Source organism: Saccharothrix isguenensis (assembly GCF_052936305.1).
In genome coordinates, this window is sequence record NZ_CP193626.1 from 2,689,746 (window position 1) to 2,713,049 (window position 23,304).

At 69.9% G+C, this 23,304-nt stretch carries 22 protein-coding genes and 2 pseudogenes; 20 read left to right on the forward strand and 4 right to left on the reverse strand.

Annotated elements, in window-relative coordinates:
• Positions 1-80: 80 nt before the first annotated feature.
• The 13 genes from ACRAKI_RS12800 (at position 81) to ACRAKI_RS12860 (ending at position 14,280) form a co-directional block, all read left to right on the forward strand.
• Positions 81-1,055 (forward strand): helix-turn-helix domain-containing protein, encoded by a 975-nt coding sequence (locus ACRAKI_RS12800; protein WP_447007283.1) that lies wholly within the window; start codon positions 81-83, stop codon positions 1,053-1,055.
• A gap of 580 nt (positions 1,056-1,635) precedes the next feature.
• Entirely contained in the window at positions 1,636-2,916 is a 1,281-nt protein-coding gene (locus ACRAKI_RS12805; RefSeq protein WP_447007284.1) for an ROK family transcriptional regulator, read from the forward strand.
• Positions 2,913-4,427 carry a sugar ABC transporter ATP-binding protein gene (locus ACRAKI_RS12810; protein WP_447007285.1) on the forward strand — a complete coding sequence of 505 codons (1,515 nt, stop codon included), beginning with the start codon at positions 2,913-2,915 and terminating at the stop codon, positions 4,425-4,427. Before ACRAKI_RS12805 ends, ACRAKI_RS12810 begins: the two co-directional genes overlap by 4 nt.
• Entirely contained in the window at positions 4,424-5,461 is a 1,038-nt protein-coding gene (locus tag ACRAKI_RS12815; RefSeq protein ID WP_447007286.1) for an ABC transporter permease, read from the forward strand. Before ACRAKI_RS12810 ends, ACRAKI_RS12815 begins: the two co-directional genes overlap by 4 nt.
• 58 nt (positions 5,462-5,519) lie before the next feature.
• Complete coding sequence (locus tag ACRAKI_RS12820; RefSeq protein WP_447007287.1) at positions 5,520-6,554, forward strand: substrate-binding domain-containing protein; 1,035 nt, start codon at positions 5,520-5,522, stop codon at positions 6,552-6,554.
• A gap of 70 nt (positions 6,555-6,624) precedes the next feature.
• The gene (locus tag ACRAKI_RS12825; protein WP_447008408.1) at positions 6,625-7,764 is read left to right on the forward strand and encodes a Gfo/Idh/MocA family protein; all 1,140 of its coding nucleotides are present in this window, start codon (positions 6,625-6,627) and stop codon (positions 7,762-7,764) included.
• Between the two features lie 25 nt (positions 7,765-7,789).
• A complete protein-coding gene (locus tag ACRAKI_RS12830) occupies positions 7,790-8,797 on the forward strand; it encodes a sugar phosphate isomerase/epimerase family protein (protein ID WP_447007288.1) in 1,008 nt (335 codons plus the stop codon).
• A gap of 80 nt (positions 8,798-8,877) precedes the next feature.
• Positions 8,878-9,786: a helix-turn-helix domain-containing protein gene (locus ACRAKI_RS12835; RefSeq protein WP_447007289.1), complete on the forward strand. Its 909-nt coding sequence runs from the start codon at positions 8,878-8,880 to the stop codon at positions 9,784-9,786.
• A 34-nt stretch (positions 9,787-9,820) separates the two neighbouring features.
• Complete coding sequence (locus ACRAKI_RS12840) at positions 9,821-10,969, forward strand: inositol-3-phosphate synthase (protein ID WP_447007290.1); 1,149 nt, start codon at positions 9,821-9,823, stop codon at positions 10,967-10,969.
• Positions 10,966-11,820, forward strand: a complete 855-nt coding sequence (locus tag ACRAKI_RS12845; protein WP_447007291.1) for an SCO3242 family prenyltransferase — start codon at positions 10,966-10,968, stop codon at positions 11,818-11,820. Before ACRAKI_RS12840 ends, ACRAKI_RS12845 begins: the two co-directional genes overlap by 4 nt.
• Positions 11,817-13,244 carry an EboA domain-containing protein gene (locus tag ACRAKI_RS12850; protein ID WP_447007292.1) on the forward strand — a complete coding sequence of 476 codons (1,428 nt, stop codon included), beginning with the start codon at positions 11,817-11,819 and terminating at the stop codon, positions 13,242-13,244. Before ACRAKI_RS12845 ends, ACRAKI_RS12850 begins: the two co-directional genes overlap by 4 nt.
• The gene (locus ACRAKI_RS12855) at positions 13,244-14,092 is read left to right on the forward strand and encodes a TatD family hydrolase (protein WP_447007293.1); all 849 of its coding nucleotides are present in this window, start codon (positions 13,244-13,246) and stop codon (positions 14,090-14,092) included. The genes ACRAKI_RS12850 and ACRAKI_RS12855 overlap by 1 nt, the downstream gene beginning before the upstream one ends.
• Positions 14,089-14,280: a hypothetical protein gene (locus ACRAKI_RS12860; protein WP_447007294.1), complete on the forward strand. Its 192-nt coding sequence runs from the start codon at positions 14,089-14,091 to the stop codon at positions 14,278-14,280. Before ACRAKI_RS12855 ends, ACRAKI_RS12860 begins: the two co-directional genes overlap by 4 nt.
• Before the next feature lie 722 nt (positions 14,281-15,002).
• Here the strand turns inward: ACRAKI_RS12860 and ACRAKI_RS12865 are convergent.
• Positions 15,003-15,323 (reverse strand): DUF6247 family protein, encoded by a 321-nt coding sequence (locus ACRAKI_RS12865; RefSeq protein ID WP_447007295.1) that lies wholly within the window; start codon positions 15,321-15,323, stop codon positions 15,003-15,005.
• Between the two features lie 184 nt (positions 15,324-15,507).
• Here ACRAKI_RS12865 and ACRAKI_RS12870 point away from each other — a divergent pair, with 184 nt between their 5' ends.
• Entirely contained in the window at positions 15,508-15,906 is a 399-nt protein-coding gene (locus ACRAKI_RS12870) for a hypothetical protein (protein WP_447007296.1), read from the forward strand.
• A gap of 73 nt (positions 15,907-15,979) precedes the next feature.
• On the opposite strand, the pseudogene ACRAKI_RS12875 reads toward ACRAKI_RS12870, so the two are convergent.
• Positions 15,980-16,945: pseudogene (locus tag ACRAKI_RS12875) on the reverse strand (IS30 family transposase).
• 272 nt (positions 16,946-17,217) lie between these two features.
• Here ACRAKI_RS12875 and ACRAKI_RS12880 point away from each other — a divergent pair.
• The 3 genes from ACRAKI_RS12880 to ACRAKI_RS12890 all read left to right on the forward strand — a co-directional run bounded on the left by ACRAKI_RS12880 (position 17,218) and on the right by ACRAKI_RS12890 (position 18,654).
• Positions 17,218-17,637: a hypothetical protein gene (locus ACRAKI_RS12880; RefSeq protein WP_447007297.1), complete on the forward strand. Its 420-nt coding sequence runs from the start codon at positions 17,218-17,220 to the stop codon at positions 17,635-17,637.
• Positions 17,638-17,870: 233 nt separating this feature from the next.
• Entirely contained in the window at positions 17,871-18,092 is a 222-nt protein-coding gene (locus ACRAKI_RS12885; protein WP_447007298.1) for a hypothetical protein, read from the forward strand.
• Positions 18,093-18,438: 346 nt separating this feature from the next.
• Entirely contained in the window at positions 18,439-18,654 is a 216-nt protein-coding gene (locus tag ACRAKI_RS12890) for a hypothetical protein (protein WP_447007299.1), read from the forward strand.
• A gap of 83 nt (positions 18,655-18,737) precedes the next feature.
• On the opposite strand, the gene ACRAKI_RS12895 is transcribed toward ACRAKI_RS12890, so the two are convergent.
• On the reverse strand, positions 18,738-18,974 hold the full coding sequence (locus ACRAKI_RS12895; protein WP_447008409.1) for an integrase core domain-containing protein: 237 nt from the start codon (positions 18,972-18,974) through the stop codon (positions 18,738-18,740).
• Positions 18,975-19,062: 88 nt separating this feature from the next.
• Positions 19,063-19,418, reverse strand: a pseudogene (locus tag ACRAKI_RS12900) (helix-turn-helix domain-containing protein); the annotation flags it as partial.
• Between the two features lie 831 nt (positions 19,419-20,249).
• On the opposite strand from ACRAKI_RS12900, the gene ACRAKI_RS12905 reads away from it, so the two are divergent.
• The 3 genes from ACRAKI_RS12905 to ACRAKI_RS12915 are packed head-to-tail and all read left to right on the forward strand — an operon-like array spanning position 20,250 to position 23,304.
• Positions 20,250-21,152: a PIG-L deacetylase family protein gene (locus ACRAKI_RS12905; protein ID WP_447007300.1), complete on the forward strand. Its 903-nt coding sequence runs from the start codon at positions 20,250-20,252 to the stop codon at positions 21,150-21,152.
• Positions 21,149-22,120 carry an ATP-grasp domain-containing protein gene (locus tag ACRAKI_RS12910; protein WP_447007301.1) on the forward strand — a complete coding sequence of 324 codons (972 nt, stop codon included), beginning with the start codon at positions 21,149-21,151 and terminating at the stop codon, positions 22,118-22,120. Before ACRAKI_RS12905 ends, ACRAKI_RS12910 begins: the two co-directional genes overlap by 4 nt.
• Positions 22,117-23,304: a glycosyltransferase gene (locus ACRAKI_RS12915; RefSeq protein ID WP_447007302.1), complete on the forward strand. Its 1,188-nt coding sequence runs from the start codon at positions 22,117-22,119 to the stop codon at positions 23,302-23,304. Before ACRAKI_RS12910 ends, ACRAKI_RS12915 begins: the two co-directional genes overlap by 4 nt.

Sequence of the window (23,304 nt, forward strand, 5' to 3'; positions counted from 1 at the left end):
GCAGGCCCGTGCTCCTGCGCGCTTGGCGCGCGACCGCGTACCGCGCCCGCCCGGACCACACCAGTGGTGCTTGAGCAGTGGTGACCGGTGGGGAGCCACGCGACCCCGACGGTCCCGGAGCAGCCGTCCTCCCATCGCTCCGGGCCGTCCGGCTCGCCTTGGGCCTGTCCTCGCGCGCGGTGGCCGAGCAGATCGGCGTCACCACGGCGTGCCTGCTGCGGTGGGAACGCCGTCAGCGCACGCCGTCCCCGGAGTTGCTGGCGGCGCTCGCGGGCGTCCTGCGACTGCCGGTGGAGCAGACGGCTGCCTTCTTCGCCGAAGGCACGGAGCACCCGCTCATGGACGACACGATGCCCGGCTACGGGTTGCGCGCCCTGCGCAAGACCAAGCGCGTGCCGCCTCGGAGCATCGCCGAGGCGCTGCGGGTGACCGTCCAGACCGTCTACAACTGGGAGCGCGGCGGCAGCAGGTTGCCCGTGCGGTTGCTCGAACCCCTGGCCCGCTGCCTCGGGATGGAGACCGAGGAACTGGTCAAGGCGCTGCGGGCGGCACGTCGGGACAAGAGGACCGTCGTCCGGTTGCGCGGGGAACTGGCGTCCCTGCGCGCCACGGCCGACTTCTCCCAGTCCCGGGTCGCCGACCTGCTCGGTGTATCCCGCACCACCCTGCGCGGCTGGGAACGCGGCGACGTCGTGCCGCCCTGGCAGGCCATCCGGCTCATGGCGACCCTTTACCGGGTGCCGCTGGTCGTCGTCGCGACGGCGGCCAAGGCGGGCAAGCCGAGGTTCCTCGACCCGGAGAACTGGTTGCCGGGAGACCTGCCGGAGGTGTTGCGCGTGTTCCGGCAGTGGAACGGCCTCACCCAGGCCCAGGTCGCCGAGCGCTGCGGCGCCAGCACCGCCACGGTGAGGGGCTGGGAACACGCCAGGCAGCGTCCGCGCCCCTCCCAGCGCCGTCGCCTGGAAAGCCTCTACCACCTACCGCAGGATTCCCTGCTGCGCGCCTATCCCTCGGTGCCTCCGACGACCGGTTGCGCGAACCGCGATGCCTGCTGACCCCATCGACCTCACGAAATGATCGGCCCCGCGCGTCCGATTCCGCCCCTTCGGGAACAGGAGACCGATGTGTTATTCCCTCTTGCTGACAGCTGAACGGCCGCTGGGTGAAGATCACCCGTGACGGCAATCGCTCCGGGCCATTCTGGGATCGCCTGAATTGGGAGCGCTCCCAGAATTATCTGTCTGATTGTCGAGATTTTTGGGGGGCTGTGACCTGCATGAACAGTGTTCGCGTAGGCCATTGAAGCCCCTCTGCCAACGGTCTGTCAGTGCCGCCGAGGCAAGGCGTTTACGGTTGCTGACCAGTTCCAGAACTGACCGGTCGGCAGGTCGTCCTGCCCTTGACCGGCCATATGGCGCTCATTAGTTTGTTGATTCGACAGACGAACGGTGTGGTGCGGAGCACGTCAGCAACCGGAATGGAGGAGTTCACCGGTGAGCTCAGCCGGACAAGCCCGCCCCTGCTGATCGTCGCCGCCGGCGATGCCGGTGCGCCGCGTGCGATCACTCCGCCCGTGCCACTCGAAACCGCTCATTCCCGCAGTCGACGACGGCTGCCCCCGACCCGAGGAGAGGTATGAGGAGCAGGCCCACCCGTCTGCGTGCGGGCAGCGCGACCGCGGACCAGCTCACGGTCCGTCGCCACAACCTCTCGGTCGTGTTGTCGCACCTGCGCGACCGCGGTCCGCGGTCGCGCGCACGACTCGCCGAGGAAACCGGGTTGAACAAGGCCACCGTGTCCAGCCTCGTCGCCGAGCTGGTCGAGCGGGGCCTCGTCCGGGAGGGCGAGGTCGAGCGGGCCACCGTCGGCCGTCCGGGTCAGTCCATCCAGCTCGACGGCGACCACGTGGTCGCCGTCGGCGCCGAGATCAACATCGACTACCTGTCGGTGCTGGTGCTGAGCCTGCGCGGGAGCGTGCTGGCGGAGAAGCGGCTCGCGTTCGACACCGCCAACGTGGAACCGGCCATGGTCCTGGCCAGGCTGGGACGACTGCTGAGCACCGTGCTGCGCGGCCTGGCGAAGTCCGACATCCGGCCCGTCGGCCTGACCATCGCCGTGCCGGGCCTGGTCGAGGTCGACACCGGTGTCCTCCGCGTGGCCCCGAACCTCGGGTGGGCCGACGTCGCGGTCGTCGACGAGATCCGCAGGCTGCTGGGTGATCCGCCCTACCCGGTGCTGCTGGACAACGAGGCGAACCTCGCCGCGCTGGCCGAGATCGAGGCCCAGGGACCGGAACGCAGCGCGGACCTGATCCTGCTCACCGGTGCGGCGGGCATCGGCGGCGGCGTCGTCGCGGGCGGGCAGCTGCTGCGCGGCGCGTTCGGGTTCGCCGGCGAGGTCGGGCACATGAGGGTGCGCGCCGGGGGGCCGGTGTGCGGTTGTGGCCGCCAGGGCTGCTGGGAGGCGGTGGTCGGCCTCAACGCCCTGCTCACGGCCGCCGCGTCGGAGCACGACCCGGTGCGCGACCCGTCACTGGACGTGGAGCAGCGGCTCGCCGAGATCGGCAGCCGCGCCCGGTCGGGTGACGAACGCGTGTTGTCCGCCATCGCCGAGATCGACCACTGGCTCGCGGTGGGCGCGGGCATCCTCGTCAACGTCTTCAACCCGCAACTGCTGGTGCTGGGCGGCTACTTCGCCGCTCTCCAGCCCTGGATCGCCGGTTCCCTGCGCGAGGAGCTGCGCCGCCACGTCTTCGCCGCCGACGCGGGTGGCACTCGGGTGGCGTTCTCGACGCTCGGCTTCTCCGGTTCGCAGCGCGGAGGCGCGTCCCAGGTGCTCGACCGCGTGTTCCAGGACCCCACCCTCGTCGAGCCGGTCGGCGAGCACCACCGCGTGGCACAGGAGGAAACGGTATGACGACCGAAGCGGTACCGCTGCTGTCGGTCCGGGACGTCGTGAAGCGCTTCCCGGGCGTCACGGCGCTGGGCGGGGTGGACTTCGACGTCCGCGCGGGCGAAGTGCACTGCCTGCTGGGGCAGAACGGCGCGGGCAAGTCGACCTTGATCAAGGTGCTGGCCGGGGCTCACCGCCCGGACGAGGGCGAGTTGCGCTGGCAGGGCGAGGTCGTCTCGTTCGGCAGCCCCCAGGACGCGATGAACACCGGTATCGGGGCCATTCACCAGGAACTCGACCTGGTCGCCGGGCTTCCGGTCGCCGACAACGTGTTCCTCGGTCACGAGCTGTCCACCGCGGGGTTCACGCGTCGGGCCGTCGCGCGCCAGCGCACCCGTGCGCTGCTGGAACTCCTCGGCCACCCCGACATACCGCCGGAGCGCGAGGTCGGCCGGTTGTCCGCGGCGAACCAGCAGGTCGTGAGCATGGCCCGCGCGCTGTCGCGGGACAGCCGGCTGCTGATCATGGATGAGCCGTCGGCCGTGCTGGACCAGGACGAGGTGCGCACCCTGTTCCGGGTCATCCGGGAGCTGACCGCCCAGGGTGTCGCCATCGTCTACATCTCCCACCGCATGGAGGAGATCCGCGAGATCGGCGACCGCGTCACCGTCCTCAAGGACGGTCGCACCGTCGCCACCGGCCTTCCCGCCCGCGAGGTGCGCACGGCCGACCTGATCAAGCTCATGACCGGGCGGGACGTGCAGTACGTCTTCCCCGAGCGCAAGCCGTCCGCCCCCGACGCGCCCGCTGTGCTGACCGTGCGCGGGCTCGCGGGGTCGGGCCGGTTCTCCGGGGTGGACCTCACCGTCCACGCGGGCGAGGTGGTCGGGCTCGCCGGACTCGTGGGATCCGGGCGCTCGGAGGTCCTGGAGACCCTGTACGGCGCGCGCAAGTCCTCCTCGGGCACGGTCGAAGTGGACGGCAAGAGCCTGCGGCGCGGCTCGGTGGGCGCCGCCGTGCGCGCCGGGATCGGGTTGTGCCCGGAAGAGCGCAAGAGCCAAGGTCTGCTGCTCGACCAGGCCGTGTACCGCAACATCACCGTCTCCACGTTGCCCGCGTTCGCCCGGTTCGGGTTCCTCGACAACGGCGCCGAGCGCACTCGATCCGCGGAGCTGACCGAGGCCTTGGACGTGCGCCCGTCCGGTGTGGACCGTGCGGTGCGAACCCTGTCGGGTGGCAACCAGCAGAAGGTCGTGCTGGCCCGGTGGTTGCTGCGCGAGTGCCGGGTGCTGCTGCTGGACGAGCCCACGCGTGGTGTGGACGTCGGCGCGCGCAGCGAGATCTACGAACTGATCCGGGACCTGGCCGACCGGGGCGTCGCCGTGCTGGTCGTGTCCAGCGATGTCGAAGAGGTCCTCGGCCTGTCCGACCGCGTCCTGGTTCTGCGGGAAGGACGCGTGGTCCACGAAGGACCGGCCGATGAGCTGGACGAGCACCGGGTCCTCGACCTGGTCATGGAAGGAACCGCCGCATGAACGAGAACACCGCCACCGCCACCGCCCCCCGCACCGGCGGACCGCCCGCCGGGAGCGCCCCGAGACGTGGGGTGAGCGCGCTGCTCGGGTCCGCCGCGGGCCGCAACACCGGCCTGGTCGTCGCCCTGGTCCTGCTGTGCCTGGTCGGCGTCATCACCGCCGGCGACCGGTTCGCCCACGTGGACAACCTGCTCACCATCCTGCGCCTCGCCTCGGTCATCGGCGTGGTCAGCATCGGCATGACGTTCGTGATCACCGGTGGCGGCATCGACCTGTCCGTCGGCGCCATCGTGGCGCTGTCCTCGGTCTGGGCGACCACACTGGCCACCCAGGCCGTGGCACGGGACTTCCACTGGTCGGCCCTGGTCTTCACCGCACTGGCCGTAGGCGCGGGCTGCGGCGTGGTCAACGGCGTGCTGGTCGCCTACGGCCGGATCGTGGCGTTCATCGCGACACTGGCCATGCTCGCCGCCGCCCGCGGGCTGGCCGAGATCATGTCCAACCGCAAGACCCAGATCGTGGACGTGCCCGGCTTCACCGCGTTCTTCGACGCCTCGGTGCTCGGCGTGCCCGTGCTCATCATCATCTTCGCGGTGGTGGCGGTCGTCGGGTGGGTGGTGCTCAACCGCACCACGTTCGGTCGCCGCACCTACGCCGTCGGCGGCAACCCCGAGGCCGCCCGACTGGCCGGCATCAACGTGCGACGGCACACGGTGCTGCTCTACACGTTGCTGGGCGCGTGCTGCGGTATCGCCGCCGTCATGCTCATCGCCCGCACCACCACCGGCAGTGCCACGCACGGCGGCCTCTACGAACTGGACGCCATCGCCGCGGTCGTCATCGGCGGCACGCTGCTGTCCGGCGGGCGCGGCACCATCGCGGGCACCGTCTTCGGCGTCCTGATCTTCACCACGCTCTCCAACGTCTTCACCCTCAACAACCTCTCCATCTCCGCTCAGGCCGTCGCCAAGGGCGCGATCATCGTGATCGCCGTGCTGCTCCAACAGCGACTGGCCCGACGCAGCGGCGCTTGACCGCCGCACCGCACCGCTTCCGCCCCACTCTCCGCCGCCACCTTTCAGGAGCACCACCATGTCCCGCACCAGAACCACCACCTTGCTCGCCCTGCTCGCCGCAGGCACCGTGCTCACCGCCTGCACGGGCAACACACCGGAGCCCGCCGCCGGCAGCGGCAACCAGGGCGGCGCCCGGGTCGCCAACGACGAGCCCGGCGAGAAGGTCGTCATCGGCTTCTCCGCGCCCGCCGCGGACCACGGCTGGATGGCGGCCATCTCCAACGCCGCCAAGGCGGAGGCGGAGAAGTACTCCGACGTGGAGCTGAAGGTGGTGGAGGGCACCAACGACGTCAACCTCCAGATCAGCCAGGTCGAGACGTTCATCAACGACAAGGTCGACGCGATCGTGCTGCTGCCCTTCGACGGAGCCGCACTCACGCCGGTGGCGCTCAAGGCCATGAAGGCCGGCATCACGGTGATCAACGTCGACCGCGAGTTCGACAGCCCGTTCGCCGCGCGCTCCACCGTCCTGGGCGACAACTACGGCATGGGCGTCTCGGCCGGCACCTACGTCTGCGAGAAGCTCAACGGCAAGTCCGACGCCGTCGTCGCCGAGATCGCCGGCATCGACTCCCTGCCGCTGACCCAGGACCGCAGCAAGGGCTTCGCCGACGCCCTGCGCGAGTGCGGGTTGAACGTGGACAACCGGGTCGCCGCCGAGTTCACCGTGGAGAGCGGGGAGCGGGCCGCCGCGAACCTGCTCCAGGCCGCGCCGCGCATCGACGCGATCTGGAACCACGATGACGACCAGGGCATCGGTGTCAGCGCCGCGATCAAGAACTCCGGCCGCGGCGAGTTCTTCATGATCGGCGGCGCCGGGTCGGCGAACGTGATGCGGGAGATCAAGTCCAACAGCGGCCTGCACAAGGCCACCGTGGTCTACCCGTCCACGCAGGGCGCCGACGGCATCCGCCTGGCCCGCCTGGCCGTGCAGGGCAAGAGCCTCGGCGACCTGGTCGAGGTCGAGGTCCCGCGCCAGGTCGAGCTGTACGCGCCGGTCGTCACCAAGGACAACGTCGACCGCTACCTGCCCACCGCGTTCGAGTCCTGAGCCCGAGCGGACCGCTGAGGAGAGCACCGTGACGACACTCGACGGGACGACGCCGCCGCTGGGCGTCGCGATGATCGGCCACTCGTTCATGGGAGCCGCCCACTCCCAGGCGTGGCGGGTGGCGCCCAGGTTCTTCGACCTTCCGCTGCGACCGGTGATGGCCGTGGTGTGCGGCCGCGACCGGGCGCGCACCGAGGCGGCCGCCGTCCGCCTCGGCTGGGCGCACGCCGAGAACGACTGGAAGGCGTTGCTGGACCGCGACGACGTGCAGGTGGTCGACATCTGCACGCCGGGCGACACGCACGCGGAGATCGCCGTCGCCGCGCTGGAGGCGGGCAAGCACGTGCTGTGCGAGAAGCCGCTGGCCAACAGCGTCCTGGAGGCGCAGGTGATGGCCGACGCCGCCGAACGCGCGGCCGAGCGGGGGGTGCGCGCCATGGTGGGGTTCACCTACCGGCGCGTCCCCGCGATCTCGCTGGCCAGGGACCTGGTCGCGCAGGGCCGGCTGGGGACCATCCACCACGTGCGGGCGCAGTACCTCCAGGACTGGATCGTCGACCCCGCCGCGCCGCTGTCCTGGCGGTTGCAGAAGGACAAGGCGGGATCGGGCGCGCTGGGCGACATCGGCGCGCACATCGTCGACGCCGCCCAGTTCATCCTCGGCGACACCATCCAGGAGGTGTCCGGGATGTTGCAGACGTTCGTGGCCGAACGCCCGCTGGCCGCCGAGCACGCGGGCCTGTCCGGCACCGCCTCGTCGGCCGGGACGGGTCCGGTCACGGTGGACGACGCGGCGCTGTTCCTGGCCCGGTTCGCCTGCGGCGCGCTCGGCTCGTTCGAGGCGACCCGGTTCGCGAACGGGCGCAAGAACGCCATCCGCATCGAGGTCAACGGCTCGGCCGGGAGCCTGGCGTTCGACTTCGAGGACATGAACGTCCTGCACTTCTTCGACGGCACCGAGGACGCGGGGGTGGCGGGCTTCCGCCGCATCGTGGTCACCGAGCCGCAACACCCGTACGTCGACGCCTGGTGGCCCGCCGGCCACGGCCTGGGCTACGAGCACGCGTTCACCCACCAGGCCGTCGATCTCGTCCGCGCCATCGCCGCGGACACCGACCCGACCCCGACGTTCGCCGACGGGCTGCAGGTGCAGCGCGTCCTGGCCGCCGTCGAGGACAGCTCCGCCAGCCGCACCTGGCACGCCGTCTGACGACCTTCGGCACTGGGAGAGACCAATGGCACGTCCGATCACGCTGTTCACCGGCCAGTGGGCCGACCTGCCGTTCGAGGAAGTCGCCCGCCTGGCGGGCGAGTGGGGCTACGACGGCTTGGAGATCGCCTGCTGGGGCGACCACCTCGACCCGTGGCGAGCCGCCGAGGACGACGACTACGTCGCCGATCGACTGTCCATCCTCGCGAAGCACGACCTGAAGGTGTGGACGATCTCCAACCACCTCACCGGCCAGGCCGTGTGCGACGACCCGATCGACGAGCGGCACAAGGGCATCCTGTCCTCCCGCATCTGGGGCGACGGCGACCCGGAGGGCGTGCGGCAACGCGCGGCCGAGGAGATGAAGGTGACCGCGCGGGCCGCCGCCAAGCTCGGCGCGGGCACCGTCGTCGGCTTCACCGGCTCGTCGATCTGGAAGACGGTGGCGATGTTCCCGCCCGTGCCGGCTTCGATGATCGACGCCGGGTACGAGGACTTCGCGGCCCGCTGGAACCCGATCCTCGACGTGTTCGACGAGGTCGGCGTCCGCTTCGCGCACGAGGTGCACCCGTCCGAGATCGCCTACGACTACTGGACCACCGTCCGGGCGCTGGAGGCGATCGGGCACCGTCCCGCGTTCGGCCTCAACTGGGACCCGTCGCACTTCGTGTGGCAGGACCTCGACCCGGTCGGCTTCCTGTGGGACTTCCGCGACCGCATCTACCACGTCGACTGCAAGGACGCCCGCCGCCAGGTCGGCGACGGACGCAACGGCCGCCTCGGCTCCCACCTGCCGTGGGCCGACCCCCGCCGCGGCTGGGACTTCGTCTCCACCGGACGCGGCGACGTGCCGTGGGAGCGGTCCTTCCGGATGCTCAACAGCATCGGCTACGACGGACCCATCAGCGTCGAGTGGGAAGACGCCGGCATGGACCGGCTGCTCGGCGCCCCCGAAGCGCTCGAGTTCGTGCGCAAGCACGCCTTCGACGCGCCCGCGGCTTCCTTCGACGCGGCCTTCTCCAGCGGCGACTGACGGCGGCGGCGATGGTGTCCGTTTCCGGGGAGCACCTTCCGAGGGAGATCGGTGCGCCGACCGCGTCCTCGTTGCGATCCGTGCGGCTGCACCTCGGCCTCACGTCGCGCGAGGTGGCGGAGAGGATCGGGGTCACGCCGGCGTGCCTGTTGCGCTGGGAGCGCCGGCAGCGCACACCCGCCCCGGTGCTGGCGTCCGCGCTCGCGGAAGTCCTCCGCCTGGACCGGGATCGGGTGACCGCGTTCTTCGCCGAAGGACCGGAACACCCGTCCATCGACGACACCCTGCCCGGACGTGGGCTGCGGGCACTCCGCGGGGACCGTGGTGTGCCCGCCAGGCACATCGCGGACGCCCTGGGCGTCACGGTCAGGATGGTCTACAACTGGGAGAGGGGCGGCAGCAGGCTGCCGGCACGGCTGCTCGCCCCTCTCGCCGAGTGCCTCGGCACGAATCCCGACGGCCTGGCCAGGACGTTGCGCGGCTCGCCACGCGGCGCGCGGCCCGTGGTGCGGCTGAGCGGCGACCTGGCCCGGCTGCGCGCGCGGGCCGGTTGCTCGCAGGCCAAGGTCGCGGATTTGCTCGGCGTCTCGCGCACCACGTTGCGCGGCTGGGAGCGGGGCGAGGCGGTGCCCCCCTGGCCCGCCATCCGGCAGTTGGCCGCCTTGTACGAGGTGTCGGTGTCCGCGCTGGCGACAGCGGCCAGGGCGGGCAAACCCGGGTTCCTCTCGCCGGAGACGTGGCGGCAGGGCGACTTGTCGGAGGTGCTGCGCCTGCTGCGGCAGTGGAACGGCCTGACCCAGGCGCAAGTGGCGCAGCGGTGCGCCACCAGCACCGACTCGGTGCGGGGTTGGGAACACGGCAGGCAACACCCTGGCCCTTACTCCCGCCGCCGCTTGGAGGCGCTGTACCGGCTGGAGGCCGACTCCCTGCTGCGGGCCTACGCCGAGCCACCGCCTTCGAGCGCCCGTGCCGTCCAGGACGCGTCCTGACCAGGACCCACCATCGACCAGAAGAGGAGACGCCGTGGTGCGACGAAGGACCGGGCTGTGGTTGATCGGCGCGCGTGGCTCGGTCGCCACCACGGCGATCAGCGGATTGGTTGCGGTGCGCGAAGGGCTCGCACCGCCGGTCGGCTGCGTCACCGAACTGCTCGAGGCGGACCTGCCGCCGTGGGACTCGCTGGTCGTCGGTGGGCACGACGTGGTGGACACGCCACTGGTCAAGCGGGCCGAGGCACTGGCCGGATCGGGCGTGCTGCCGCACCACCTGCCGTCGGCGATCGCGGACGGGCTGAACGCCGTGGACGCAGAGGTCCGGCCGGGCTACGACCCGCTGACGCACCGGGGCAGTCAGGCCGAGGCGATCGAGCGGTTGGCGGCCGACATCACCGACTTCCGGGAGCGGTACGGCCTGGCCCAGGTCGTCGTGGTCAACGTCGCCTCCACCGAACCACCGCTGCGGGCCCTGCCCGAGCACGACGACCTCGACGCGCTGGAGCAGGCGCTGCGCGATCCCGCCCGGATCGTGCTGCCGCCCAGCTCGGTGGCCGCGTTCGCGGCGCTGAGCGCCGGGTGTCCGTTCGTGGACTTCACGCCGTCCACCGGTGTGGTACTTCCCGCCTTGGACCAGCTCGCCCACCGGATGGGTCTGCCCTACGCGGGCCGGGACGGCAAGACGGGGGAGACGTTGCTGCGGACGGTGCTCGCGCCGATGTTCGTGGCGCGGGGACTGCGGGTCCTGTCGTGGTCGGGCACGAACCTGCTGGGCGGCGGTGACGGCGCGACGTTGGAGGACCCGGCGCACGCGGACAGCAAGCTGGTGTCGAAGGCGAGGGGTCTGGCCGCACTGCTCGGTGACGGTGTCACCGCGCCGCTGCACATCGACAACGTCCCCGACCTGGGCGAGTGGAAGACGGCGTGGGACCACGTGTCGTTCGAGGGGTTCCTGGGCGCGCGGATGTCCCTGCAACTCACGTGGACCGGCCTGGACTCGGCCCTGGCCGCCCCGCTCGTGCTCGACCTGGCCCGGCTGGTGGCGGCCGCGCACGCCGCCGGCCGGGTCGGCGCGCAAGGCGCGCTCGCGTTCTTCTTCAAGGACCCGGTCGGCAGCGACGAGCACCGGTTCGCCGAGCAGACCCGTGACCTGCACCGCTGGGCGAGGGACCTGGGGTGAGGGCCTACGCGGAACTCGTCCGGGCGCCCGCCGCGCTGACCGTGCTCGGTGACACGCTCGTCGGCGCGGCGGCGGCCGGTGTGCCGCTGCGGGGCAGGCGTTTGCTGCTGCCGCTGTCCTCGGTCGCGCTGTACTGGTCCGGCATGGCGCTCAACGACTGGGCCGACCGCGCGCTGGACGCCGTCGAGCGCCCGGAGCGCCCGGTCCCATCGGGCCGGGTGAGCCCCCGCGCCGCGCTGGGAACCGCCGTCGCCCTCAGCGCGGCCGGGCTCGGGCTCGCTGCGGTGGCGGGCGGACGGGACGCCTTGGCCGTTGCGGTGCCGCTCACGGCGGCGGTGTGGTCCTACGACACGGTCCTCAAGGACACCCAGGCCGGGCCTCTGGCGATGGCCGCGTGCCGCGCACTCGACGTGCTCCTGGGCTCGGGACGCGGACGCGCCGCGGCTGCACTGCCCGGGGCAGCCGTCATGGCCGCTCACACGCTGGGCGTGACGGTGCTCGCGCACGGCGAGGTCCGCGGTGCGTCACCCGCCGTCGCGCGCGCGGTACTCGGCGCCACCGCGGTGACCGCGGCGACACCGGTCGTCCTCCCGACGCGGACCCGGCGGCACCGGACTGGCGCCCTCGCCGGGGCGGTCGCCTACGCCACGACGGTCGGTCGAGCCCAACTCCGAGTGGTGCGAGACCCCGGCGCGGGCACGGTCCGGTCCGCCACGAAAGCGGGCGTCCACGGCATGGTGCCGTTGCAGTGCGCCCTGGTGGCAGGAGCCGGGTCAACGGCCGTCGCGGCCGGCCTCGCACTCGTCCTCCCCCTCGTCCGCGCGCTGAGCAGGAAGGTGACGCCCGCATGACCTTCGAGCTGGGGTACGGCACGAACGGCTTCGCCAACCACCGGCTGGACGACGCGCTCGCGGTGATCGCCGACCTCGGTTACACCGGCGTGGCGCTGACCCTCGACCACCACCACCTCGACCCGTTCGCCCCCGGGCTCGGCCGGCGCACCGACCGCGTGGCGGCACGGTTGTCGGCCCTGGGACTGCGGGTGGTGGTCGAGACCGGTGCGCGGTACCTGCTCGACCCGCACCGCAAGCACCACCCCACCCTGGTCGACCGCGAGTGGGAGGTCAGGGCGAACTTCCTGGTGCGCGCCGCGGAGATCGCCGCCGCGCTCGGCGCCGACTGCGTGTCGTTCTGGTCCGGGGTCGTGCCCGCGGACACCGACCCCGACCAGGCGTGGGCGAGGCTCCGATCGGGGGTGGCCGAAGTGCTCGACGGCGCGGCCCGGTTCGGGGTCCGCCTCGGCCTGGAGCCGGAACCCGGGCACCTCGTCGAACGCCTAGACGACGCCCTGCGGCTGCGCACCGACCTCGGCTCGCCGGAGGCCTTGGGCGTCACGCTCGACGTCGGCCACTGCGTCGCCGTGGAGCGCGACACGGCCCCGGCCTGCATCCACCGCGCCGGGGACCTGCTGGTCAACGTGCAGTTGGACGACATGGTGCCCGGCCTGCACGAGCACCTGGAGTTCGGTGAGGGCGCGTTGGACCTGCCGGCCACTCTCGTCGCGCTGGAGGAGATCGGGTATCGGGGGATAGCCGCGGTGGAGCTACCCCGGCACAGCCACGCCGCGCCGGAGGTGGCCCGCGAGGCCATGAGCGCGCTGCGCGCGGCAATGCCAAGACCGGTGGCGGGCCACCCGTGGCTCGTGGAGGCGGAGCGGACCGTGCGTTCGGAACCGGGCGCGATCCGGGCGTTCTTCCCCGTGGCGGGGCGAATGGTGGGCCGCACGCCGCTGCGTGCCGCGACCGATCCGCTGGGCGTGGTCCACGGGACCGCCGACGACCTGGCCCGAGCCAGGCTGGTGGCCGCCTACGCGTCGGCGACCGGGCCGGAGGAGTTGGCCACGGTGCTGGTCGAGCTGTACCACTGCGGTGACGACGCCGAACGACGTGGCGTGCTGCGCGCGCTCGCCTCGGTCGGGGACGAGGTGCCGGCGGCCGGGGTCGAGCTGGTCAAGGACGCTTTGCGCAGCAACGACACCAGGCTGGTCGCGGCGGCGCTCGGGCCGTTCGCCGCGGACCACCTCGACGCCCACGCCTGGCGGCACGGCGTGCTCAAGTGCCTGTTCACGGGTGTCCCGCTGACCGTCGTGGCGGGGCTGGACCGGCGCGTTGACGAGGAGTTGCGACGAATGGTCGGCGCGTTCGCCGACGAACGCCGTGCCGCGGGGCGTGCCGTGCCCGATGACGCGCTCGACTTGCTGAGGAGCGAACCCTGATGCGCATCTTCGACCCGCACATCCACATGACTTCCCGCACCACCGACGACTACGAGGAGATGTACGCGGCTGGTGTGCGGGCGGTGGTCGAGCCCGCGTTCTGGTTGGGTCAACCGCGCACGAACGTCGGGTCGTTCACCGACTACTTCGACTCGCTGATCGGCTGGGAGAGGTTCCGCGCGGCGCAGTTCGGCATCCGCCACTACTGCGCGATGGCGTTGAACCCCAAGGAGGCCAACGATCCGCGCTGCGCCGGCGTCCTCGACGTGCTGCCGCGCTACCTGGCCAAGGACGGCGTGGTCGCGGTCGGCGAGGTCGGGTACGACTCGATGACGCCGGAGGAGGACGAGGCGTTCGCGCGGCAGCTGGAACTGGCCGTCCGCTACGGGCTGCCCGCCCTGGTGCACACTCCCCACCGGGACAAGCTCACCGGGACGCGGCGGACGCTCGACGTGATCCGGGAGTCCGGCTTGCCGCCCGAGCGGGTGGTCATCGACCACCTGAACGAGACCACGGTGAGTGCCGTGGCCGATTCGGGGTGCTGGATGGGCTTCTCCATCTACCCGGACACCAAGATGGACGAGCGCCGCATGGTCGCGATCCTGCGCGAGTACGGCACCGACCGCGTGCTGGTGAACTCCGCGGCCGACTGGGGCCGGTCCGATCCGCTCAAGACCCAGCGCACTGGACGTGCCATGCTCGCCGCCGGCTTCAACGAGTCCGATGTGGACAAGGTGCTCTGGCTCAACCCCATCGCGTTCTACGGGCAGAGCGGGCGCCTCGAGATGGACGACGCCGAAGTGCACGGCACGTTCGCGGGCAACTCGATCCTGCGCGGTGGGTCGTGATCCCGGCGTACTGCACCAACGTGCACGCGGCCGAGGACCTGCCCGGCGTCGTGGAGCAGCTGGACCACTACGCCGTGCGGGTGCGGGACGACCTCGGCGTGGACACGCCGGCCCGGGTAAGGAAGATGCTCTCTCGGCAGTACTGTGACGGGGCACGACCTGCGGCAACGGGTCGGACAGGCTTCTGATCAGGCCATCGAGAGCGGCAGGGCCGGCGTCGCGTCCCCGGCTCGGACGGGCAGATCTCACTCAAGGCACCGTGCGGGCCACCCTTTCCACGAGCCACGCCCGAACCGAAGGTCACGACACCAACCCTGCCGGCCAGCCCCAGGCCAGCCACTGCCAAGTCTCACAGCCTTTTTCATCCTGCGGTGGTCTCATAGTTCTGGAGGACGTGGATGGCTTTGGCCTGTGGGGTGCCAGAAGTCGGCAACATGACTTGACCTGCGGTTACTCGGCTGCGGGTTTGTACTCGTCGATCAGGCCGTCGAGGACTGGTCGGCGGCGTGTCGACGGCAGCCCGATGACTTGTCGAGCGGTACAGCACAGCTCGGTGTGAGTCGCCTCTGTAGTTTCAGTCTTAATTGAACCGCGCTGTTGTCGCCAGGCACTGGGAGCGCGATCGTGAATCTCTTGTGGCGTGGTGGTCAGCCGAGGTCTTCGAGCCAGAGGACGCGTTCGACGACGATGCGTTTCTGTTGTTCGAGGATGAGGTAGACGATAAGGCCGTTGCCGTACCCGTAGACGAGTTGGCGCAGGGCGCCGTGGGGGTTGGCGCGGTGGTAGGGCTCGCCGTACCTGGTTCGTGGGCCAGCAGGGTCATGGCCTCGGACAGCGGTTCGTCGGCCTCCGCCGGCAGTGCGTGGATCTGGTCCCAGACCTCGTCGGGGAGTTGGATCTGGTAGGTCACCTATCGGCCGCCGCGCTCCGTCTGCAGTTCGTCCCAGGTGCGCAGCCGCCCTGGTATCTGGCCGGTGCTCTGGGTCTGGTCGATGCGCCTGAGCATCCGCCGGTGGGCGGCGGGGTCGTGCCGGGTGAGGGTGGCGATGCGCCACCACTGCTCGATCACGCTGCGGACCGGTTCCAGGCTGGACTCGGCCGCGGCCTTGCCCAGGGCGTGGCGGCAGTCGGCGTCGAAGGCGTCGCGTTCCTCGGGCAACAGTGCGGCGCGGATCGCCTCGGGGGTCTTCTCGACCTCCGGCGATGGCGGGTGCGCGGCTGCTGCGGTCACACCGACACGATAGCGGGTCGGCGTCGACGGTGGCCCGGCGACAACGACACAATAGTGCGTGTCGTCATGCCCGCCGGTCCGGCGAGCATGACCCTCGCTCCCGTGTGGGGTTCCAAAAGTCAGCCACATGGCTTGACCTGCGGTTAGGCGGCTGTGGGTTCGTACTCGTTGATGAGGCAGACTTGTGGATCCGGAGATCCCAAAGGCGCCTTTTCGTGGGTATGCGACGTTTCTCGAAGATTATCAGGAGCTTCAACCGTCCGACGAAGAGATGGTCGACGTGTCACGCATGTATTCCTTCTATGTGGTGCTTGTGCTGCGGTATGCGGCGCTCTGTCGCTTTACTGTCGATGTCGAGTATGCGCTCAAATGTGCACATGCATGTTTGACGGCAATGGGGCAGTTGGATCGAAATATTTCCGACGCTAGTTTCTTCTCCCAAGAGGTTGAGCTTCAGTGGTATGCGACTTCCGTATCCCTTTCGGAGGATCGGAGCAAAGGTGCTCTTTCGCAACTAAGGGATGGCGACCGGCTCGTTGCCCGAGAGCGCCTGGCGGCGATTCAACGTCGATTCAGTGAATAGCGTGCGAGACGCACTGCGGGCAGGTCAGGAAAGGTGCGTCACGTGCGCATTGTCAAGGCAGAGCCAGGCGATTTCAGGCGGTGGAAGCATCTGCTTCGAGGAGTTCGGTGAATACCTCGCTGGGCTTTCTCCAGTCGTGGATCTTACGGGGGCGGTCGTTGATTTCGGCGGCGATGGCGGCGAGGTAACGCGGGTCGGACGGGATGTCGACGCCCTTGGGCAGGAACTCCCGGACGATGCGGTTGAGGTTCTCGTTGCTGCCGCGTTCCCACGGTGAGTGCGGGTGTGCGAAGAACACCGGCAGCCCGGGGGCGGTCACCTGCTTGTGCAGGGCCATCCCGGAGCCGCAGTCCCAGGTCAGGGAGCGTTTGACCGATGCCGGGAGGTCACCGACGGCGGCGATGATCGCGTCGGTGACGGTGAGCGAGTCGCGTCCGCGCAGCGGGACCAGGAGCAGGAAGCGGCTGGTGCGCTCGACCAGCGTGGCCACCGCGCTGCGGCCGCCCTTGCCGATGACGAGGTCCCCCTCCCAGTGTCCCGCGACCGCCCGGCCTTCGGCTTCGGCGGGGCGTTCGTCGGTAGCGGGGTTCACGGATGCGTGGCGCGGGTGCCGGGCGCGGTCCCCGACGACCGGTGCGGCCGGTCCGCAGCGCGATCAGTTCCCGGTTCAGCGTGGCGACAGGTTGGGCGTAGACCCACTGGTAGACGGCCTCGTGGCTCACTCGCACAGCGTCCTCGCCGTCGTGGTCGCGTGCCAACCGGCCCGCGATCGACGCCGGTGACCAGCCCGCCCGTAGCAGTCCGGCCACCCGCGATCTCAGAACCGGGTTCCGGTCCACCGCGAGTGGCTTCGGCCTTGACCGGGCCGTCCCCGCGGCCCCGTCGGCGGTGACCGCCCGGTATCCGTCCCTGCCGCCGTGACGGTTCACCTCGCGGGACACGTCGAGGCATCACGCCCGATCCGGGCAGCGATCTCCTTGTACCACAACGACTCGGCCATCCCACGGGAGATCTCCTCCCGATCGACCAAGGTCAACATCCGGCGCACGGTGGGCAATCCTTCCCCACCGAACACCACGACCAGATGCTACGACCGTCTGAACCTGCCAAGGAAGGGGCAGTATCCTTAAGCACGCGAGTTTGACGGGGAGGGAAGACCGGTACGTGACATCGACTTCACCGATCATGGCCGGCCCGAAAATCATGATAATCCGCATGAGCACCGATATATCTACAATCCCACAGGTGGGACCCCAAGCGTGGTGGAGTCGAGCCGCTGGAGTATCCATGATGCGTGAACTATCGCTGCGTATGTTCAACGACTACGATGAGGAACTTTCTTTCGGGGAAGTTGTCGCACATGTCCCGTCGAATAAGTGGACATGGTCGATTCTCGACTTCTCCGGGGTCGGTGATGCCCCCCATGGAATGGCGATGCCCGCGTTCGAGGAGCTGGTGCGCTCAACGTTGGGGGGTTATCGGCTTTCTTGGAGGGAACTGCACGCGTTTGCGTTGGGGCTGCATCAGGTGGTGGATTGCACGATCGTTTCTGCCGAAAATCCGGACAGTCTGATTGTGGATGAACTGGATGTGGACAACTTCGGTCACTGTGCGTTCGTCATCCAGGCGTTTGACAGTTCAAGGTGGGTTTTTCGGGCGTCCACGCGTGTCACTACCGCAAATCACGCCTTGGTGAAACTTGAAGCTTCTTATTTGAACCGGCGGCTGTAGATCCCGAAGGGCCCCGTTTCTGGACTTGAGACGGCATGGCGGCTGCGTTGGAGCGCTGGCCGAGCGGTTTGGGCCATTCCGTGCCTCCGGTGACGGCCTGCCCTTCGTGCGCATCCAGGGCTGCGCCGAGTACTACGTCCATCCGAGTCACCTCGAGGAACAGTGGGACACCGTCCGAAACACGCTGCGCCGCGCCGAGCTGCTGGACACGCGTTGCGGAAGGCGGGACGACCATGATCTCCAACCGCGTTGCGCTACCACCGGCATTGCTGGCGGAGGTGGAGGACTTCCTCACGGACCGCAGTGCGCACGGCATCGAGGGCGCCGGACTGATCGCCTGCACCGGATCCGAGAACGACAGCTGGGTCGCCCGATCCTTCATCGCGCCCAAGCAACGTGCTCACCGCAGTGGATCAGGTTGGTGGGTCGAGGTGACCGACGCCGGAAAGCGGTAACTGGCTGCGGACCTCCGGCGGGTCAGCGCTACTTGATTCACGCATGGCGTTCGACGCCTGCTGCGGTCGACACACGATAGATTTTGTGCATGGGACGATTTCACCATGCCGTCAACATAGAAAGAAGCCAACGGGTTGAGCATAGATGCGGCTCGGGCTAGCTCTCGGCTCGGACCCCTCGGGCAGCCGGGAAACCTGTTTACTTACCAGGTGAGCCCTGGTGACTCGGATCCCCTCAGTGCTGCGGCATCGTTCGGCGGAGGTCGCGGCAGAGCCTCTGGTGATCGTCCTGCCGTCCTTCTGATCCCTATAGGGTGTCGGGAGAGTGATTGGTGGTGATGTCTAGGTGGTTGATCCGGCCGAGTATGGCAAAGACATGCCGGGTGTTCAGGACTATCTGGAGAAATTTGAACGAGCTGTGGCGAACGTGCGACGGGCTCACAGTGGCCGCCCGGTTGATAAGATTCGGCGCGCACTTTTGGAGGAGTTCGAGTCGGAAGGTTTGGTTGTATGGAGCGAGGTTGCGGACGATGCTGCTGTTCAAATCTCGAGAGAAATATGAGGTGCATAGAGTCGCTTGTGGGGTGCAAAGTCGGCTAATCGGCCTGACCTGCGGTTAGGCTGCTGTGGGTTCGTGCTCGTTGATCAGGCCGCCGAGGACTGGTCGCGGGCGTATCGACGTGTAGCCGACTCTGTGATCGATTGGTCTGGCCGGGGTAGCGCGAGTTGTAGGGCTTGGTGAGGTCGGCGGTGGTTGTAGTGGGCCGCGTAGCGGTCCAGCACCGTCCGCAGGTGGTGTCCATTGGGGGATGAGTAGTCGGTCGGTGGCTTTGTGTCGGAGGTGCTGGCGAATCGTCGGCGTGGTCGTTGACTCGTGGACACCGTGGTGGGGCCTGGATGCCTGCGTTGGGCAGGACCGCGTCGAATGAGCCGGTGAACTGGCCCGCCGGTCTCGGATCAGAAACCGGAAGTAGTACGGCCGGTCGGCGGCGATGCGGTCGATCCGGAGCAGGGTTCCGTCGAGAATGACGTGGCCTTGTGCGCGGCGATGCGCGCCGCGTTGGACAGGTCGGGTGCCAGTGCCGCCAGGAGTTCGACCGCTTCGTGGATGTCGCGGCAGACGGTGGCCAGGCCGATGCCGAACCCGGCGGCGAGACGGGAGTAGGTATCGCCGCACCGTAGGTGTGCCAGGACCAGCAGGGCTTGGCGTCCGGGTTCGAGGCGTCGCCATCTGCTGCCGATCCGGTGTCGGTGCGCGGTCAGTTCCCGGGCGAGGAACCGGAGATGCGAACCGGACAGGTCAATCGCGGATGAGTAGACAAGCACTCGAAGCTCCTGGCGATGGCCTTGCTCTTGGTCGAGAAGTCATCTACCAGGAGCTTCGCCATGCCTCCAGCCCGCCACCACCAGGTTGGAAAGGGCTCACTGCTTTCGGCGTACACACCGCCGTTCATTCCACTTCGAAAGTCCCTAGAGAGCCGGCGGCCAGACGCACAGCGGCCAGACGGCAGTTGCTGATGATCACCGGGCGGCCATCCAGTTCGCTCACGCCGACGCCGCGGTTCTCGAATTGCTCGACTTGTTCGTGGGAGGTCTGGGGAGACAACCTCGCTCGCGGTGCGGAGGACGGTCAGGCCGACTCGGTGATCGTCGGGTAGCCACACGCCGTCCCCGCTCGTGCTGGGAGACGACGAGGACCTGGGTCTCGCGTACCGCGACCTGGGCAGGGCCGGTGACGCGGAGCGGTTCTACCGGGGCGCAATGGCGATCTTCAGGCAGCAGGGCGACCACCACGGAGAGTCGATCGCGACCCACGGCCTCGGACTGCGGCAGCGGACCGATTGGGCCGACGAGGGCGTGGGGTGTCGCGAGCGTGTGTGGGGACATCCGGGAGAGCCTCGGCGGGTCTCCGGACGCCGAGCCGGCGGAGATGAGGAGCACATGGTGCTGCGATGTGCTGCGGCGCAGGCCCGGTGACCCTGTCCGCGCCCCGACCGGCCGACATTGAGCGTCTCTCCCCAGGGCTGGCCGATGGTCCTCCATGCCTGTCGAACGCGTCCGTCCGATGAACGGTTACTCATCCCCGGCTCAGGGGCGGTTCATGCCCGGACTCGAAGGTGGGGCCCGACGGTCAATCGCAGGAGGGGGAGCGCGAAGATGATGATCAGTGCGTCGGCGGTGCTCGCGGTGCCGGTCGGTGCGGCGGTGCTTGGGGCGTGGGTGGGGCGTGACCTCGTCCGCCGCCGGACCAGGAGGCCGCGTAGGCTTCTCTGGGCGGTCGGTGTGACCGCGGTCGTGCTGTTGCCGCTCAACCTCTACTACGCCGGCTACCCCGGTCCGTTCGCCGCGGTCGTGGCGACGGTGACGGTGGTGGCGCTCGTCGGGCTCGGATTGCTCGCACGTGCCGAACTCATTGGCCGCGAGCCAGCGGCACGTCCCAGACGGGTGCTGGCGATCGGCGCGCACCCCGACGACGTGGAACTCGGCTGCGGAGCCACGCTTGCCAAGCTCGTGGACTCGGGCCACGAGGTGCGCGCGTTGGTGCTCAGCGGTGGCGAGGTCGGGGGGGACGGTGCGCGGCGGCCGTTGGAGGCCGAGGCGGGCGCCGCGCTGCTCGGCCTCGCGGGCAGCACCACGCTGGACTTTCCCGACACCCGGCTCGCCGACCACGAGACCGAGCTGGTGGTGGCGATCGAAAGGGTGCTGGCCCGGTTCGCGCCGGACATCGTGCTCACCCACTCCGGCAACGACCAGCACCAGGACCACCAGGCGGTGCACCACGCGACCCTGCGCGCGGCACGACGGCACCCGTCGATCCTCTGCTACGAAAGCCCTTCGGCGACGTCGGACTTCCGGCCGAGCGTGTTCGTGGACGTGTGCGACCACCTGGGGGCCAAGCTGGCGGCCGTCGCGGTGCACCGGGACCAGCGGGACAAGCCATACATGGACGACGAGCGGCTCACGGGCCTGGCGACGTTCCGCGGCGCGCAGGCGAGGGTGCGGCACGCGGAGGGGTACGAGCCGGTGCGGCTGCTGGACGAGCCGGGTGAGCGCTGGTGAGCGCGTTGCCGTGGGTGGTCGCGGCGGACCGCGTCCGCGAGGCCCGGAGGAACGGTGGCACGACGCCACTGCGGCCGACCGCTCCCGTAGCGGAAGCCGGTGGACGGGCCGCAGAGCAGGACGAGGAGGTGCGGCGGAACGGTGTGCTGGTGACGGGGATCGGAGGGCCTGCGGGCCGGTCGGTCGCCCGGCAACTTGTCGACCGCGGCCTCACGGTCGCCGGCGTGGACGTGGCGCCGCCGGTGTGCGGCGTGCCGGTGGAGCAGGTGCCGCTCGCGGGTGACCCGGCGTTCGTGCGCGTGCTGACCGACATCGCCACGCGGCGGGGTGTGGTGCTGGTGATACCCACGGTCAGCGAGGAACTGCCGGTGCTGGCGCGGGATCGGCTCGGCGACATCCCGCTCGCCGTGGCCGGCTGTGACGCGGTCGCGACCGCCGACGACAAGTGGCGCACCTACCTGCGGCTGCTGGACGCGGGCGTGCCGGTGCCGCGCACGTGCCGGGCCGACGAGGTGTCGACGCGGGCGCTCGGCGCCACCGGACCGTGGCTGAGCAAGCCCCGGCGAGGTCGGGGTGGTCGCGGGGTGGTGGTGCACCGGCGCGGCGAAAGCACCCTGCCCACCAGTCCGGACCTGGTGGTGCAGGAGTACGTGCCCGGCGCCGAGTACGCCGTCAACGTCTACCTCGCCGCACGGCCGGTGGTGCAGGTGCTGGAAAAGGTGGAGCGGGCCGCCGGTGAGATCGGCAACGCCACCAGTGTGCGTGCCGTCGGGGCCCGGGACGTCGCCGCTCTCGCCGTGCGGGCCGTCCACGCGCTCGGACTCACCGGTCCGGCTGACGTGGACGTGCGCCGCCGCGCCGACGGCACGCCCGTGGTTCTGGAGGTCAACGCCCGTTTCGGTGCGCATTCCGCCCACGCGCCCGCCGTGCTGGACGCGCTGCTGGCCGAGTACGGCGTCATCGCATGACGTGGCTGCTGCTGGTCCTGAGCGGACCGTCCCTGGTGCTGGGTCTGCTGGAACTCGTCTACTACCCGCTGGCTGTCGCCCACGACCTGCGCCGACGTCGGGACGCCGTGTTCGACGACCCGGTGCCGCTGGTGTCCGTCGTCGTGCCCGCCTACAACGAGGCGCGGGTGCTGCGCCACTGCCTCGACTCGATCCTGCGCACCGGCTACCCGAGGCTCGAACTGGTGCTGGTGGACGACGGTTCGACGGACGAGACGTTCGAGATCATGTGCCACTACGCCCGCGTTCCCGGCGTGACGGTCCTGTCGCAGCGCAACGCGGGCAAGGCCGCCGCGCTCAACACGGGCATCCGGCAGACGCACGGCGAGATCCTCATGTTCGTCGACGCCGACGGCGCGTTCACCGACCGCACGGTGCCGGAGATCCTGTCCGCGTTCGACCACCGGGACGTGGGCGCGGTGTGCGGCAACGACGAGCCCGTGAACCTCGACCGCGTGCAGACCAGGGTGCTCGCCCTGCTCACGCACGGCACGGCGTTCGCGCGGCGGGCGTTGGCCCGCATCGGCTGCCTGACCATCGTGTCGGGCAACATCGGCGCGTTCCGCCGCCGCGTGCTCGACGAGATCGGCGGCTTCACGCCGGGTTTCGTCGGCGAGGACCTGGAGCTGACCTGGCGGGTGCACCGCGCGGGTTACCGGGTGGCGTTCGCGCCGAAGGCGGTCGTCTACGCCGAGGTGCCGTCCACCGTGCCGGCGCTGTGGAAGCAACGCGTGCGCTGGACCCGCGGCCACTTGCAGACCGCACGCCTGCACCGCGACATGCTCACCACCGGCCGCCACTGGTTCCTGCCGGTCAACGCGTTCAGCATGCTCGTCGCCCCGGTGCTGCAACTGGCGGGTTCGCTGGTGGTCGGACTCGCCGCGCTGCTCGGGCACCTGCCGTTCCACGGCGGCGTGGTCGGCCTGGTGCTCTGGCTCGGCCTGGTGCACTCGGTCGGGTCGCTCGGCTTCGCGATCGTGCTGGACCGGGCGTGGTCGGACCTGAGGCTGTTCGTCGTGTTGCCGCTGCTGCCGTTCTTCTCCGTGTTGATGAGCCTGATCACGGTGGCGGCGTGGATCGCGGAGCTGCACGGCAGGCCGGCGCGGTGGAACAAGCTCGCCCGCACCGGTGTGGTCAGCCGGTGA

Coding starts and splice junctions, on each gene's coding strand:
- ACRAKI_RS12880 (WP_447007297.1), top strand. CDS start 17,218: ATGTTCAACGACTACGATGAGGAACTTTCTTTCGGGGAAGTTGTCGCA.
- ACRAKI_RS12855 (WP_447007293.1), top strand. CDS start 13,244: ATGCGCATCTTCGACCCGCACATCCACATGACTTCCCGCACCACCGAC.
- ACRAKI_RS12830 (WP_447007288.1), top strand. CDS start 7,790: ATGGCACGTCCGATCACGCTGTTCACCGGCCAGTGGGCCGACCTGCCG.
- ACRAKI_RS12810 (WP_447007285.1), top strand. CDS start 2,913: ATGACGACCGAAGCGGTACCGCTGCTGTCGGTCCGGGACGTCGTGAAG.
- ACRAKI_RS12815 (WP_447007286.1), top strand. CDS start 4,424: ATGAACGAGAACACCGCCACCGCCACCGCCCCCCGCACCGGCGGACCG.
- ACRAKI_RS12825 (WP_447008408.1), top strand. CDS start 6,625: ATGATCGGCCACTCGTTCATGGGAGCCGCCCACTCCCAGGCGTGGCGG.
- ACRAKI_RS12805 (WP_447007284.1), top strand. CDS start 1,636: ATGAGGAGCAGGCCCACCCGTCTGCGTGCGGGCAGCGCGACCGCGGAC.
- ACRAKI_RS12915 (WP_447007302.1), top strand. CDS start 22,117: ATGACGTGGCTGCTGCTGGTCCTGAGCGGACCGTCCCTGGTGCTGGGT.
- ACRAKI_RS12850 (WP_447007292.1), top strand. CDS start 11,817: ATGACCTTCGAGCTGGGGTACGGCACGAACGGCTTCGCCAACCACCGG.
- ACRAKI_RS12820 (WP_447007287.1), top strand. CDS start 5,520: ATGTCCCGCACCAGAACCACCACCTTGCTCGCCCTGCTCGCCGCAGGC.
- ACRAKI_RS12905 (WP_447007300.1), top strand. CDS start 20,250: ATGATGATCAGTGCGTCGGCGGTGCTCGCGGTGCCGGTCGGTGCGGCG.
- ACRAKI_RS12885 (WP_447007298.1), top strand. CDS start 17,871: ATGATCTCCAACCGCGTTGCGCTACCACCGGCATTGCTGGCGGAGGTG.